This window comes from Streptomyces tremellae (assembly GCF_039540215.1).
Lineage (GTDB): Bacteria > Actinomycetota > Actinomycetes > Streptomycetales > Streptomycetaceae > Streptomyces > Streptomyces tremellae.
In genome coordinates this window covers 65500-78304 of the sequence record NZ_BAABEP010000016.1, presented here as the reverse complement: position 1 = coordinate 78304, position 12805 = coordinate 65500, and the positions used below count along the sequence as shown (strand labels likewise).

Genomic DNA, 12805 nt, shown 5'->3' with positions numbered 1-12805 from the left:
ACCGGCGCACGTCAGCCCCGCCGTGGCCCGTGCTGGCATGCAGGACCGGCACACGCGGGCCCGTATCAGTCGTGTGCCCCTGAGGCTTGCGCTGTGACGCTTCCGTTGTCGGCTTCGCGCGTGCTCCATCGGGCCAGCAGGCGGAGGGAGGTCTCGGACGGGCTGCCTGGCTCGGTGCCGTAGACGAAGAGGATCTGGTCCGGGTCGTCGCCGGGGATGAGTGCCTGGTAGGTGACGGTGAGATCGCCGACGAGCGGATGGTGGTAGTCCTTGGTGCCCGTCGTGCGCCGGTGGACCTTGTTGTCCGACCAGAAGCGGCGGAATTCCTCGCTGCGTATGGACAGGTCACCGACCAGGGCGCTCAGGGCCGGGTCGTCCGGGTGGCGGCCCGCGTCGAGGCGGAGCATCGCGGCGGTGTCCGCGGCGACGCGGGTCCAGTCCCGGTACAGCTCGCGCGCGTGCGGGTCGAGGAAGACGAAGCGGGCCTGGTTACGCTCAGCCGCGGGGAGCGCGCGGAAGTCGGTGATCAGGCGTCCGGCGAGCTGGTTGTGGGCCAGTACGTCGAGGCGCCGACCGAGGACGAAGCCGGGGCGGCAGGTCTGCTGGAAGATGTCCAGCAGGTCCCAGGTGGCGCGGTGGACTCGCTGGGGTCGGGAGCGCCGGCGCCGGACGGGCCGGGGCCGGCCGAGCGTGTGCAGGTGGCTGCGCTCGGCGTCGTCCAGGTGCAGGGCGGTGGCGAGCGCGTCGAGGACTTCCACCGAGGCACTGCGACTGCGGCCCTGTTCGAGGCGCGTGTAGTAGTCCACGCTCACACCGGCCAGCCGAGCGAGTTCCTCCCGGCGCAGGCCGGACACCCGGCGTCGGCCCAGGCCGGGGTCGGCGAGCCCGGCTTCCTCTGGGGTGAGGCGCGAGCGAGCAGAGCGGAGGAACTCCGCCATCCGCGCGCTGTCGGGGTACTCACGGTCCATCCGTCCAGGGTCGCGCATGCGCCGGAGATTCGACGGCGGAGAGGGTGGCCCAGTTCGTCCCCCGAAAAGGCGGGCCACTCTACGGCCTCTTCTGCCTGCTCAGAGCTGGTTCTGTGGACACCGGGCCGCGCCGCCGGAAGTGGCGGTCGATGCAGTGCCCGAACAGACGATATGGAGGCATCTCATGTCGACGTGGTTCATCACCGGTGCGTCCCGCGGGCTGGGACTGGAAGTCGCGCGGGCCGCGCTCCGGGGCGGTGACACGGTCGTGGCCGCCGCTCGAAACCCGCGGAAACTGCCCGCTGACCTGACGCGCTCCGACCGAGTCCTCGGCGTCACCCTCGACATCACCCGGGGTGAGGAGATCACGCCTGCCGTTGAAACGGCAGTGCAGCGTTTCGGCAAGGTCGACGTCCTCGTCAACAACGCGGGCCGTGGCCTGCTCGGGGCACTGGAGGAGATCACGGACGCCGAGGCGCGCTCGCTGTTCGACCTCAACGTCTTCGGCCTGATCAACATGACCCGCGCCGTCCTGCCCTCCATGCGAGCAGCAGGAGCGGGGAAGATCGTGCACATCGGCTCCCGCTCCGGGTTCGAGGGGGAGCCCGGCGTGAGCATGTACAGCGCCTCGAAGTTCGCGGTGGCCGGCATCAGCGAGGCTCTCGCGGTGGAACTGGAGCCGTTCGGGATCCAGAGCATGGTCGTGGAGCCCGGCGTCTTCCGCACCGACTTCCTCGACACCAGTTCCCTGTCGACCGCGGCCCGGCGCATCCCCGCCTACGACGGCACCCCCGCCCACGCCACCCTGGACTGGATCGACACCGCCAACCACACCCAGCTCGGGGATCCCGTCAAGGGGGCCGCCCTGATCTACGAGGTCGCCAGTGGGGACAAGCTTCCCGGGCACCTGGCCCTGGGCCGCGACGCGGTCGAGCGCCGGCTCGTCAAGATCCGCAGCCTTCAGGACGACCTCGCAACCTGGCAGGAGAAGTCCGCCGCCACCGCCTGCGACGACGCCTGATCGCCCCGGCCCTGAGAAACAGGAAGTACCCCTGCCACGACATCCCTGCCCTCCTGTACGGCGGCCCCCATCCCACGAGCGATCGTGCGATGTTCCGGCAGACCGCCGACCGGCTGCGCGAGGCGGTCGGCCGTGGGCGGTTCGAGAAGGGCGCTGCGGCTGGCTTCGGGGGTGCCTGTCATCCGGCTGGTGCGCACCGCGTACGACACCGAGGGTCGGGCCGTGGAGGTCTGCGACACCGTGATGGCGGCGGACGCGTACGTGCTCGCGTACCGGCTTCCCGCGACGTGAGCGGGCCGCGGGGCCGGGGCGCGCCTGGACGGCGGAAGCCCCCTGCTCGCGGGGGCCGCGGGCCAGGGGGCCTCGGGTGGGACAGGGCTCGGGGAAGCGGGTTACTTCTTCTTGCCCTGGTTCTTGACCGCCTCGATGGCCGCGGCGGCTGCGGCCGGGTCGAGGTAGGTGCCACCGGGGGTGACGGGGTGGAAGTCGGCGTCGAGGTCGTAGACCAGGGGGATGCCGGTGGGGATGTTGAGCGCGGCGATGTCCTCGTCGGAGATGTTGTCGAGGTGCTTGACGAGGGCGCGGAGGCTGTTGCCGTGGGCGGCGACGAGGACCGTGCGGCCCGCGAGGAGGTCGGGGACGATCGCGTCGTACCAGTACGGCAGCATGCGGACGACGACGTCCTTGAGGCACTCGGTGCGGGGGCGCAGCTCGCTGGGGATCGTCGCGTAGCGCGGGTCGTCGCTCTGGGAGAACTCGGCGCCGTCTTCCAGGGCCGGCGGCGGGGTGTCGTACGAGCGGCGCCACAGCATGAACTGCTCCTCGCCGAACTCGGCGAGCGTCTGGGCCTTGTCCTTGCCCTGGAGGGCGCCGTAGTGGCGCTCGTTGAGGCGCCAGGACCGCTGCACCGGCAGCCAGAGGCGGTCCATGGCCTCAAGCGCGAGCTGCGAGGTGCGGATGGCGCGCTTGAGGACGGAGGTGTGGAGGATGTCGGGCGTCAGGCCGGCGTCCTTGATCAGCTCGCCGCCACGGACCGCCTCCTTCTCGCCCTTGGCGTTGAGGTTGACGTCCACCCAGCCGGTGAACAGGTTCTTCTCGTTCCACTCGCTCTCGCCATGGCGGAGGAGGATCAGCTTGTACGGTGCGTCGGCCATGGGGCCGAGCCTAATGGACGGTGTCCGGCGCGTTCCGGGGTGCCGGGCCACCGGGCGGCCAGGGCCGTCGCCGTAAACGGGTGGCCGCGGCGGGACGGGCGTACGTAAGCTGCGCCTGCGCCGCGTGACGCTTACCTGCGGCGCATCCGCTGCGCACACCCCGGGGGCCTTCCATGCCGCTCGCCCTGTCCACATCCAGCGCCGGGCGTGCGGTCCGGGAGAGCGTCGCCGGGCTGCCGCGCGCCTTCTGGTGGCTGTGGACCAGCACGCTGGTCAACCGGCTCGGCGCGTTCGTCGCGACGTTCATGGCGCTCTACCTGACCGTGGAGCGCGGGTACTCCGCCTCGTACGCGGGTCTCGTCGCCTCCCTCTACGGGCTCGGCGGCGTGGTGGCCTCGCTGGGCGGCGGCGTGCTCGCGGACCGGCTCGGCAGACGGCCCACGATGCTGATCGCGCAGTGCTCGACGGCCGCGTCGGTCGCGCTGCTCGGGCTGGTGCGCAGCCCGGTGGCCATCGCGGCGGTCGCGGTCGCCGTGGGCATGGCGTCCGCCGCCTCGCGCCCCGCCGTGCAGGCGATGATGGCCGACATCGTCAGGCCGGAGGACCGGGTGCGGGCCTTCTCCCTCAACTACTGGGCGATCAACCTGGGCTTCGCGGTGTCGTCGGCCCTCGCCGGGTTCGTCGCCCAGTACAGCTACCGCGCGGGGTTCTTCGGCGAGGCGGGCATGACCCTGCTCTGCGCGGTCGTGGTGTTCGCGAAGCTGCCGGAGTCACGGCCGGCCGCCGGGACCGGCCGGGGCGGGGAGCGCGGGGAGGACGAGCGTACGGGCGGGATCCGCGCGCCGCGGGTCAGCATGCTGACGGTGGTGCGCGACGGCCGGTTCATGAGCGTCGTCGGGCTGTCCTTCGTGGTCGCGCTGATCTTCCAGCAGAGCTCGGTCGGCCTGCCGGTCGCCATGGGCGAGGCCGGCTTCAGCAGCACGGAGTTCGGCATCGCCGCCGCGGCGAACGGCCTGCTGATCGTGGCGCTCCAGATCCCGGTGACCCGCCTCATCCAGCACCGCGACCCGCGCCGCCTGCTCATCGTGTCGTCACTGCTCGCGGGGTACGGGTTCGGGCTGACGGTGTTCGCGGGATCGCTCGCGGCATACGTACTGACGGTGTGCGTGTGGACGCTCGCCGAGGCCGTCAACGCGCCGACGCAGACCGGGCTCGTCGTGCGCCTCTCCCCCGCTCACGGCCGGGGCCGCTACCAGGGCATGTACTCCATGTCGTGGTCGGTCGCCGCGCTCGCGGCCCCGCTGGTGTCCGGGACCGTCCTCGACCACGTGGGCGCCCGGTGGCTGTGGGGCGGCTGCGCGGTCCTCGGCACGGCGGCCGCGCTCGGGTACGGGCTGTTGATGCGCGGGCTGGGCCCCGCGGCCACCACCACCCCGGGAGCACCTAAGGCCGCGGGAGCACCGGAGGCCGCGGGAGCACCGGGCACGGGAGCCGTGCGTACGGGGGCGCCGGAAGCTGCCGCTGGAGCGCGGGCGCCCGGGGCGCCGGGCGCGGGGGTCGCGGTTCCGGCCCGGCCCGGTACGGGGGCGCCGGGTGTGGAAGCGGGTACGGCGGAGACGGGGGAGGCCGCCGCTACGGGGGCGGGCACGGCGGGGGCCCGTACGCCCGGTGCCGGCACGCCGCCCGCACAGGCCACGGGCACGGGCGCACCACCCGCCTGAGACGCACCGCCCCGCCTGAGACGCACCGCGACGGCGCCCGCCTCAGTACACCAGCGCCTGCACGCCCTCCCCCATGACCTCGCTGACGAAGACCTGCGCGCCCGCGATGCGCACGCCGTCGATGACGTCGGCCTCGGTGATGTCGCGGCGGGCCGCGCACTGGGTGCACAGGGTGATCAGGCCGGTGGCCCGCACCGACTCGATCAGGTCGGGCAGCGGCGCGGCGTGCGGGAGCTCGAACTCGGCGGCACGGCCCGGCAGCGCGAACCACGCGGACTCCCCGGTGAGCCAGAGCGACACCTCGACGCCGCTGGCCGCGGCGACCGCCGCCACCGTGAACGCCTGGGAGCAGCGCTCGGGGGCGTCCGCGCCCGCCGTCACCTTGATCACGAGCTTCTTGGCCGCCTGCGAGTCCGAGTCCATGGCCGCACTGTAATCACCCGGGCCGGCCGGCCGGCCCGGGTGAGGGCCTCGGGAGGAGCGGTGCGGCGCCACCCATTAGGCTGGGGTCCGGCCCTGGGGCCACCACCGTCGTTCCGCTCATCCGAGGAGCACCCCGTGCTTGAGGACTTCTTCACCTCTCTGCTGGTCCTGGTCTGCGTCGGCGTGCTCGCGTTCGCCGTGCTGACCGTCAAGAAGCTCTACCAGGGCCAGCGCTGAGGCCGCGGCCTCCAGGCCCGCAGGCACGGTACGCACGCCCCCGAGGAACGCTGAGTCGCTCATGATCGAGATCCCGTCCGACCTCCACCCGGACCTCGTCCCCCTCGCCTTTCTGCTCGGCCACTGGGAAGGCGCGGGCGTCTTCGACTTCCCCGGCGACCAGAAGGCCAACTTCGGCCAGGAGGCGATCTTCACCCACGACGGCCGGGACTTCATCGAGTACGTCTCGCACACGTGGGCGCTGGACTCCGAGGGCAGGAAGGTGCGCCCGATCGAGACCGAGTCGGGCTTCTGGCGGATCGGCAAGGACCGCAAGGTCGAGGTCGTGATGGTCCGCGACCAGGGCGTCGTCGAGGTCTGGTACGGCGAGCTCGCCGACCAGAAGCCGCAGATCGACCTCGCGACCGACGCCGTCGCGCGCACCGCGTCCTCCGGCCCCTACAGCGGCGGCAAGCGCCTCTACGGGTACGTGAAGGGCGACCTGATGTGGGTCGGCGAGAAGTCGACGCCCGAGGTGCCGCTGCGGCCCTACATGTCGGCTCATCTGAAGAAGGTCTCCTCAGCGGTCACGGTCACTCCCGAGCAGGTCGAGGACTGGGCGAAGGACCTCGGGGACCTGCCGGACGACGGCATCGCCTTCTTCAAGTAGCCCCAGCGACGTCCCCACGCAGCCCGAGCCCCCTTCCCCCAAGAGGCGGACCCTCCCCAAGAAGGCGGGCCCTCTCCAAGAGGCGGGCCCTCTCCAAGAGGCGGGCTCCGGGGGCGTCCCGTACCCCCCGGCCGGTCCTACACTGGGGGCGTGGTGAGCACCGACTGGAAAAGCGATCTCCGCCGGCGCGGCTACCGGCTGACTCCGCAGCGGCAGCTCGTGCTCGAAGCCGTGGACGCGCTGGAGCACGCGACGCCCGAGGACATCCTCTGCGAGGTGCGCAAGACCGCGTCCGGCGTGAACATCTCCACCGTGTACAGGACCCTTGAGCTGCTTGAGGAGCTGGGTCTCGTCTCGCACGCCCACATCGGGCACGGCGCCCCCAAGTACCACCTGGCGGGCCGCGACCACCACATCCACCTGGTCTGCCGCGACTGCCAGAGCGTGATCGAGACGGATGTCGAGGTCGCCGCGGACTTCGCGGCCACGCTCCAGCAGAGCTTCGGCTTCACCACCGACATGCGGCACTTCGCGATCTTCGGCCGGTGCGCGGACTGCACCGCGCTCAGGGCGGCCGCCGGCTCCGAGAACGGTGCGGCGGCGTCGTAGGCTGAAAGGCATGGAGCCTTCCACGCCCGCCGCGGCCGGCACTCCCGGCGCACGCCCCTCCGCCTCCCCCGAGCCGCCGCAGGCCCCCGCAGCGCCCGCGAGCCCCCTGCTCACCACCCCGGGCGCGGTCGCGGGCGAAGGGCCCGACGAGGGCGTCGCGGCGCACTACGGCGACCTCTTCCGCGAGCAGCGCGCCCTCGCGGACGGCAGCGGCCTCGTCGACCTGTCGCACCGCGGCGTCGTCACCGTCACCGGCGACGACCGGCTCGCCTGGCTGCACCTGCTGCTCACCCAGCACGTCAGCGAGTTGCCTCCCCACCGCGCCACCGAGGCGCTGGTGCTCTCCGCGCACGGCCATGTCGAGCACGCGCTCTACCTGGTGGACGACGGCGCCACGACCTGGGCGCACGTCGAGCCGGGCACGCAGGGCGAGCTGATCGCGTACCTGGAGTCGATGAAGTTCTTCTACCGTGTCGAGGTCGCCGACCGCACCGCGGACACCGCGGTCGCGCACCTCCCCGCGGGCTCGATCGCCGAGGTGCCGGAAGGGGTGGCCGTGCGGGAGACCCCGTACGGGCGGGACCTGTTCCTGCCGCGGGCCGGCCTGGCGGAGTACGCGCGCGGGCACGGCCCGCTCGCCGGGCTCCTCGCGTACGAGGCACTGCGGGTGGAGGCCCACAGGCCGCGGCTCGGCTTCGAAACCGACCACAGGACCATCCCGCACGAGGTCGGCTGGATCGAGACCGCGGTGCACCTCCAGAAGGGCTGCTACCGGGGCCAGGAGACCGTGGCCCGGGTGCAGAACCTCGGAAAGCCGCCGCGCCGCCTCGTCTTCCTCCACCTCGACGGCAGCGAGGTGCACCTGCCGGGGCACGGGACGCCGGTCCGGCTCGCGCCGGGACCCGACGGCGCGGAGGGCCGGCAGGTCGGGTTCCTGACGACGTCCGCGCGCCACCACGAGCTGGGGCCGATCGCGCTCGCCCTGGTGAAGCGGAACGTGCCGGTGGACGCCCGGCTGGTGGCCGGGGACACCGCCGCCGCGCAGGAGACGGTCGTCGAGCCGTAGGCGGGTGCGCGTGGCCGGTCTCTGTAGGCGGATCCCCGTGGGCGGGTTCGCGTGGGCGGATCCCCGTGGGCGGGTTCGCGTAGGCGGGTTCGCGTGGGCGGCTTCCCGCGCGCGGCGGGGCGCCGGGGCCGCCGTCGTACGGGTGCGCGGGTGGTTCGACGCGCGTGGACGGCCGCGCGGCTCACATGTCGAGCAGCACCGTGAAGGGGCCGTCGTTCGTCAGGGAGACCCGCATGTGGGCACCGAAGCTGCCGGTGTGCACGGTCGCGCCCAGCGCCCGCAGCCGGGCGACGACCTCGTCGACGAGGGGCTCCGCGACCGATCCGGGGGCCGCCGCGTTCCAGGTGGGGCGGCGGCCCTTCCGCGCGTCCCCGTAGAGGGTGAACTGCGAGATCACCAGCAGCGGGGCGCCCGTCTGTGAGCAGGAGCGCTCCCCGTCGAGCAGGCGGATCGACCAGAGCTTCGCGGCCAGCCGCGCCGCTGTCTCCGCCGTGTCGTCATGGGTCACGCCGACCAGGACGCACAGCCCCTCGCCCGTGATCTCTCCGACCGTCTCCGTCCCCGCGTCGGACACCACGGACACGCTCGCACCGTCGACTCGCTGCACCACCGCTCGCATGAGGACCAACCTATCGGGGGCCGAACGGGTGCAGATCGCCCGCATGCCCGGTGCCAGGAGTGGCACCATGCAGAAAGGCGGTCGCGTACGGCGCCGGTGGGGCGACGGTACGTGACCGGTCGAGGGACGGGGGGTCCCGCATGGGGGTGTCCCCCGGGGCTGAGTGAGGGGCAGCACGCGCGATGAGCACAACTGGAGCCGGCAAGGCCGGGCAGTCCGGGCCCGCCGGGCATCCGCACGGCCCCGTACCCGCCGCCCGTACGACGACGGGCACGGGACACGGGGCGGGCGGCGGCAGCGACGGGGCCGCCGCGGATCCCGCGGGTCCGGCCGATCGTGCGGACAGCGGGGCCGCCGACCCGGTGCTGCCGGGGCAGCGCCCCTACGACTTCACGGTCCTCGGCCTGCCGGAGCTGCGCGCGCTGCGGCGCGACTCGCAGCGCGACGAGGCCGACCTGAGCTATCTGCGGCGGCTGCTCCAGGGACGCATCGACATCCTGCGGGACGAGTTGTCCCGCCGTACGGGGCCCGCGGCGCAGCACGGGCGGGGCCGCCCGGCGGCTGAGGCGCCTGGGCGGGTCGAGCCCGCGGCCGTGGGCTCGGCCCGCGCGGGTGCGCCCGCGGCCGGGGGCGGCACCGCGACCTCCATGGTGGTCAGGCTGGCCGGCATCCTCTCGGACCCGCCGTCGGCGCACCGCAGCTCGGCCCGGCACGTCACGCTCTCGACGCCGCGCGGCGCCGAGGGCAGGCGGCTCGCGGCCGAGACGCTCGCCGAGGTCGAGCTCTCGGACCTGGAGGCCCGCACGGACGAGGAACTGCTCGCCGCCATGCGCAGGCTCGTCCGCAACGAGCGGCAGATCTCCCGCCGCCGCCACCGGTTGCAGCGCACCGTGGACGGGTGCAGCGCCGAGATCGCCCGCAGGTACCGTGAAGGGGAAGCGCAGGTGGACGACCTGCTCACCTGAGTGGCGGCGCGCGCCGCGCGGGGGCGGCGCGGCTCACGGGGCCCGCCGCCCCCGCGCCGGGCGCGCCTCGACGTGGAAAGGCCGACGAGATGACACACGCCCCCGCAGCCGCGGCGCCCCCCGCGACCGCCCCCGCCCCGCCGGTCCTCGCGGAGGTCGTACGGTCCAGGTTCGTGGAGGGCCACCACCGGGGTTCGCTGGTGCTGCTCGGGGCGGACGGCGGCGTCGAACTGGCGCTCGGAGCGCCGGACGTGCCGGTGTTCCCGCGTTCGAGCAACAAGCCGATGCAGGCGGCAGCCGTGCTGCGGGCCGGCCTCGCGCTGGAGGGCGAGCGGCTCGCGCTGGCCGCCGCGAGCCACTCGGGCGAGGACTTCCACCTGGAGCTCGTACGGACCATGCTCGCCGAGCACGGCCTCAGCGAGGACGACCTCGGCACCCCGCCCGACCTGCCCGTCGACAAGACCGAGGCGGAGGCGTACCTGGCGTCGGGCCGGGCGCCCAGCAAGATCGCGATGAACTGCTCGGGCAAGCACACGGCGATGCTCGCGGCCTGCCGACAGAACGGCTGGCCGACCGGCTCGTACCTGGACCCGGAGCACCCGCTCCAGCGGCTCGTGCGCACGGTGATCGAGGAGGCGGCGGGCGAACCGGTCACGGCCGTCGGCACGGACGGCTGCGGCGCGCCCCTGATGGCGATCAGCCTCACGGGCCTCGCGCGCGCCTTCCGGCACTTCGTGCTCGCCGCCCCCGGCACGCCCGAGCGCCGCGTCGCCGACGCGATGCGCGCGCACCCGGAGTACGTGGCGGGCACCAGGCGCGCCGACACCTGGCTGATGGCGGGCGTGCCGGGGACGCTGTCGAAGACGGGCGCGGAGGCCGTGCAGGCGGTCGCACTTGAGGACGGCAGGGCGCTCGCCCTCAAGATCGACGACGGCAACGCGCGCGCGGTGGGCCCCGTCATGGCACGGGCGCTCGACCTGCTCGGCGTCAAGGAGGCGGACGTCGTGGCGCGGATCGGCCGCTCGCCGGTGCTCGGCGGCGGCGCGGAGGTCGGCGAGGTACGCGCGGCCTTCTGAGGCACGGCCCCGGCGGGGGCTGCCCCTCCGCCAGGGCGCGCCCGTACGTGCCCCGCGCGGGCCTGCCGGGTCGCGCGGGCGGCCCGGCTGTTATCGGGGTGCGGGGCGGGAGGGGCAGCGCATAGCGTGGCGGGATGAGCGTCGAGGTTCGTACCGTCACCGAGGCCGAGTTCGCCGACTGGCAGCGGGCCGTGCACACCGGTTTCCTGAATACCGACCCCGTGCCCCCCGAGGTGGTGGAGGCACGGCTCGCGCTTGCGGATCTCTCCCGTACGCAGGGCGCGTTCGACGGCGACCGGTGCGTGGCGACGTACCGTTCCTTCCCGCAGGAGCTGACGGTGCCGGGCGGCGCCGTGGTGGAGGCCGACGCGATCTCCGGGGTCACCGTCACGGCGAGCCACCGCGGTCGCGGGCTGCTCAGGCAGATGATCACCGGGGACCTGGCCGCGGCCAGGGAGCGCGGCGAGGTGCTCGCCAACCTGGTCGCGGCCGAGCACCGGATCTACGGCAGGTTCGGCTTCGGCCGGGCGACCCGCACCGCCTCCTGGACCGTCGACGTGCCACGCACCGGCCTCGACCCGCGCCGCTGGGCGCCGCACGAGGAGGGCGCCAGGATCGACCTGGTCGACGGCGCCGAAGTGCGCAAGCACGGGCCCGAGTTCCACGACCGGTGGCGGGTGCTCCAGCCGGGCGCCATCGGCCTGGACGAACGCTGGTGGCGCGTCAACACCGGGGCCGAGCCCTCGGACGGCGGCCCGTACACGGAGCCCTTCCACGCGGTCTACCGCTCGGCCGCGGGCGTCGTCGAGGGCCAGGCCACCTACACCGTCGACGGGAAGTGGAGCGACGCCAAGCAGCCGGCGAACAGCGTCACCGTGGGACGCCTGAGCGCGACCTCTGCCGCGGTGGAGCGTGCGCTGTGGCGGTTCCTGTGCTCGCTCGACTGGGTCGTGGAGGTGCGCACCGGGCGGCGGGCGCCGGACGACCTGCTGCCGTACTACCTGCCCGACCCGCGCGCCGCACAGGTGACCGGCGTGGCCGACTACCTGTGGGTGCGGATCCTGGACACCGTACGGGCGCTTGAGGCGCGGACGTACGGGGTGCCGGGGGCGCTCGTCCTCGACGTACGGGACGGGGCGGGCCTCGCGGGCGGCCGCTACCGGCTCGACGCGTCGCCCGAGGGCGCGGTCTGCGTACCCACGTCTCAGGGGGCGGACCTCACGCTCGGCGTGGACGCACTTGCCTCGCTCTACCTCGGCGACGAGACGCCGACCAGGCTCGCCCTGCTGGGCGCGGTGGTGGAGGAGCGGGTGGGCGCGCTGGCGCGCGCTGAGGCGCTGTTCCACACGCCGCGGCGGCCCTGGTGCCCCGACATGTTCTGACACGCCCCGCGCGCGCCGGCGGTTCGCCGGGTCCGCGCCCGACACGGTCGCCGCCGTGCGGGGCGCTGCGCGTGGACCGCGCGGCCGTCGGCCTCACCCGCGTCCCCTCGCCCGGCCGCACGGCCGCCATCTGCCTCGGCTGGCTGCGCTCCCCCACCCCGCCGACCGCGGGCCCCGCCCAGCCCCCGCCCCGCCCGGCCACCGGCGACGCCAGATCCGCGGCCTGAACGCGCGCCGCCGCCAGGCCTGTCGCCGCCCCGATGAGCCGGCGTCCGGGAGGGAAAGTCCGGCGCGGGCGGCGGGGGGGGCTGGGATGATGGGGGCATGCCGCGTCGTACCGGGTTCAAGCACCGGGTCGTCACCGCGCTCCAGCGGCGGGTGGCGAACCCCCTCAATTCCCGCAATCCCGCGCAGGTCCTGATCGAGACGACCGGGCGGGTGTCGGGCGAGCCGCGCCGCACGCCGGTCGGGGGGCGGCTGGTCGGCGGGAGCTTCTGGCTGGTGGCCGAGCACGGGCGGCAGGCGCAGTACGTGCGGAACATCCTGGCCGACCCGCGGGTGCGGGTGCGCGTCGGCGGGCGGTGGTACGCGGGCACGGCACACCCGCTGCCCGGTGACGACCCGCGCGCCAGGCTGCGGACGCTGCCGCGCGGGAACAGCGCGGCCGTGGTCCTGTTCGGCACCGAGCTGCTGACCGTGCGCGTCGACCTCGACCCGGAGCCCGGCGGGGGAACGGCGGGCTGAGCCGCCTCAGCGGCGGGCCGCGCCCGTGCGGGCGCCCGGGGCCGGAGCGGGGCTGCCGCCCCGGGGCGCGTCCGCGGTCCCCGCGCCGGTGCCGCCGGGCACCACGGAGGCCGGGCGCCGCCGGGGTGGCGGAGCGGGACGAGTGCCGGTGCCGGTGCGGGACGCGGTCGT

At 74.2% G+C, this 12805-nt stretch carries 14 protein-coding genes and 1 pseudogene; 11 read left to right on the top strand and 4 right to left on the bottom strand.

The genetic code is table 11. From position 1 onward, the window contains the following. Window positions 1-65 precede the first annotated feature (65 nt). Window positions 66-968, bottom strand: coding sequence for a helix-turn-helix transcriptional regulator (locus ABEA77_RS14315; protein WP_345646330.1), 903 nt, complete (start codon window positions 966-968; stop codon window positions 66-68). 184 nt (window positions 969-1152) lie between these two features. Here ABEA77_RS14315 and ABEA77_RS14310 point away from each other — a divergent pair, with 184 nt between their 5' ends. Further along, window positions 1153-1989: an SDR family NAD(P)-dependent oxidoreductase gene (locus tag ABEA77_RS14310; RefSeq protein WP_345646327.1), complete on the top strand. Its 837-nt coding sequence runs from the start codon at window positions 1153-1155 to the stop codon at window positions 1987-1989. A 147-nt stretch (window positions 1990-2136) separates the two neighbouring features. Further along, window positions 2137-2280 (top strand): annotated as a pseudogene (locus ABEA77_RS14305) (UTRA domain-containing protein); the annotation flags it as partial. Between the two features lie 101 nt (window positions 2281-2381). Here the strand turns inward: ABEA77_RS14305 and ABEA77_RS14300 are convergent. Continuing rightward, the gene (locus ABEA77_RS14300; protein WP_345646324.1) at window positions 2382-3143 is read right to left on the bottom strand and encodes a phosphoglyceromutase; all 762 of its coding nucleotides are present in this window, start codon (window positions 3141-3143) and stop codon (window positions 2382-2384) included. 173 nt (window positions 3144-3316) lie between these two features. Between ABEA77_RS14300 and ABEA77_RS14295 the strand changes: the two genes are divergently transcribed. Next, complete coding sequence (locus ABEA77_RS14295; RefSeq protein ID WP_345646322.1) at window positions 3317-4864, top strand: MDR family MFS transporter; 1548 nt, start codon at window positions 3317-3319, stop codon at window positions 4862-4864. Window positions 4865-4906: 42 nt separating this feature from the next. On the opposite strand, the gene ABEA77_RS14290 is transcribed toward ABEA77_RS14295, so the two are convergent. Then, a complete protein-coding gene (locus tag ABEA77_RS14290) occupies window positions 4907-5287 on the bottom strand; it encodes a DsrE family protein (protein WP_345646320.1) in 381 nt (126 codons plus the stop codon). Between the two features lie 298 nt (window positions 5288-5585). Between ABEA77_RS14290 and ABEA77_RS14285 the strand changes: the two genes are divergently transcribed. The 3 genes from ABEA77_RS14285 (at window position 5586) to ygfZ (ending at window position 7848) form a co-directional block, all read left to right on the top strand. Beyond that, window positions 5586-6173, top strand: coding sequence for a heme-binding beta-barrel domain-containing protein (locus ABEA77_RS14285; protein WP_345646318.1), 588 nt, complete (start codon window positions 5586-5588; stop codon window positions 6171-6173). A gap of 150 nt (window positions 6174-6323) precedes the next feature. After that, window positions 6324-6782, top strand: a complete 459-nt coding sequence (locus tag ABEA77_RS14280) for a Fur family transcriptional regulator (RefSeq protein ID WP_345646317.1) — start codon at window positions 6324-6326, stop codon at window positions 6780-6782. A 106-nt stretch (window positions 6783-6888) separates the two neighbouring features. Then, window positions 6889-7848 (top strand): CAF17-like 4Fe-4S cluster assembly/insertion protein YgfZ, encoded by a 960-nt coding sequence (gene ygfZ / locus ABEA77_RS14275; RefSeq protein WP_345646436.1) that lies wholly within the window; start codon window positions 6889-6891, stop codon window positions 7846-7848. A gap of 181 nt (window positions 7849-8029) precedes the next feature. Here ygfZ and dtd read toward each other — a convergent pair whose 3' ends face one another. Beyond that, window positions 8030-8467 carry a D-aminoacyl-tRNA deacylase gene (gene dtd / locus ABEA77_RS14270; RefSeq protein ID WP_345646315.1) on the bottom strand — a complete coding sequence of 146 codons (438 nt, stop codon included), beginning with the start codon at window positions 8465-8467 and terminating at the stop codon, window positions 8030-8032. 182 nt (window positions 8468-8649) lie between these two features. On the opposite strand from dtd, the gene ABEA77_RS14265 reads away from it, so the two are divergent. The 5 genes from ABEA77_RS14265 (at window position 8650) to ABEA77_RS14245 (ending at window position 12634) form a co-directional block, all read left to right on the top strand. Then, entirely contained in the window at window positions 8650-9432 is a 783-nt protein-coding gene (locus ABEA77_RS14265; RefSeq protein ID WP_345646313.1) for an RsiG family protein, read from the top strand. 89 nt (window positions 9433-9521) lie between these two features. Continuing rightward, entirely contained in the window at window positions 9522-10508 is a 987-nt protein-coding gene (locus ABEA77_RS14260) for an asparaginase (RefSeq protein WP_345646311.1), read from the top strand. Window positions 10509-10642: 134 nt separating this feature from the next. Beyond that, window positions 10643-11890, top strand: coding sequence for a GNAT family N-acetyltransferase (locus tag ABEA77_RS14255; RefSeq protein ID WP_345646308.1), 1248 nt, complete (start codon window positions 10643-10645; stop codon window positions 11888-11890). Between the two features lie 71 nt (window positions 11891-11961). After that, complete coding sequence (locus ABEA77_RS14250; RefSeq protein WP_345646305.1) at window positions 11962-12117, top strand: hypothetical protein; 156 nt, start codon at window positions 11962-11964, stop codon at window positions 12115-12117. A 97-nt stretch (window positions 12118-12214) separates the two neighbouring features. Further along, window positions 12215-12634 carry a nitroreductase/quinone reductase family protein gene (locus tag ABEA77_RS14245; RefSeq protein ID WP_345646303.1) on the top strand — a complete coding sequence of 140 codons (420 nt, stop codon included), beginning with the start codon at window positions 12215-12217 and terminating at the stop codon, window positions 12632-12634. The last annotated feature ends 171 nt before the right edge of the window (window positions 12635-12805 follow it).

Bases quoted from the DNA above. Each gene is read 5' to 3' on its own strand.
- ABEA77_RS14315 (WP_345646330.1), bottom strand. From the start codon at position 968: ATGGACCGTGAGTACCCCGACAGCGCGCGGATGGCGGAGTTCCTCCGC.
- ABEA77_RS14255 (WP_345646308.1), top strand. From the start codon at position 10,643: ATGAGCGTCGAGGTTCGTACCGTCACCGAGGCCGAGTTCGCCGACTGG.
- ABEA77_RS14285 (WP_345646318.1), top strand. From the start codon at position 5,586: ATGATCGAGATCCCGTCCGACCTCCACCCGGACCTCGTCCCCCTCGCC.
- dtd (WP_345646315.1), bottom strand. From the start codon at position 8,467: ATGCGAGCGGTGGTGCAGCGAGTCGACGGTGCGAGCGTGTCCGTGGTG.
- ABEA77_RS14310 (WP_345646327.1), top strand. From the start codon at position 1,153: ATGTCGACGTGGTTCATCACCGGTGCGTCCCGCGGGCTGGGACTGGAA.
- ABEA77_RS14300 (WP_345646324.1), bottom strand. From the start codon at position 3,143: ATGGCCGACGCACCGTACAAGCTGATCCTCCTCCGCCATGGCGAGAGC.
- ABEA77_RS14260 (WP_345646311.1), top strand. From the start codon at position 9,522: ATGACACACGCCCCCGCAGCCGCGGCGCCCCCCGCGACCGCCCCCGCC.
- ABEA77_RS14265 (WP_345646313.1), top strand. From the start codon at position 8,650: ATGAGCACAACTGGAGCCGGCAAGGCCGGGCAGTCCGGGCCCGCCGGG.
- ABEA77_RS14290 (WP_345646320.1), bottom strand. From the start codon at position 5,287: ATGGACTCGGACTCGCAGGCGGCCAAGAAGCTCGTGATCAAGGTGACG.
- ABEA77_RS14245 (WP_345646303.1), top strand. From the start codon at position 12,215: ATGCCGCGTCGTACCGGGTTCAAGCACCGGGTCGTCACCGCGCTCCAG.
- ABEA77_RS14295 (WP_345646322.1), top strand. From the start codon at position 3,317: ATGCCGCTCGCCCTGTCCACATCCAGCGCCGGGCGTGCGGTCCGGGAG.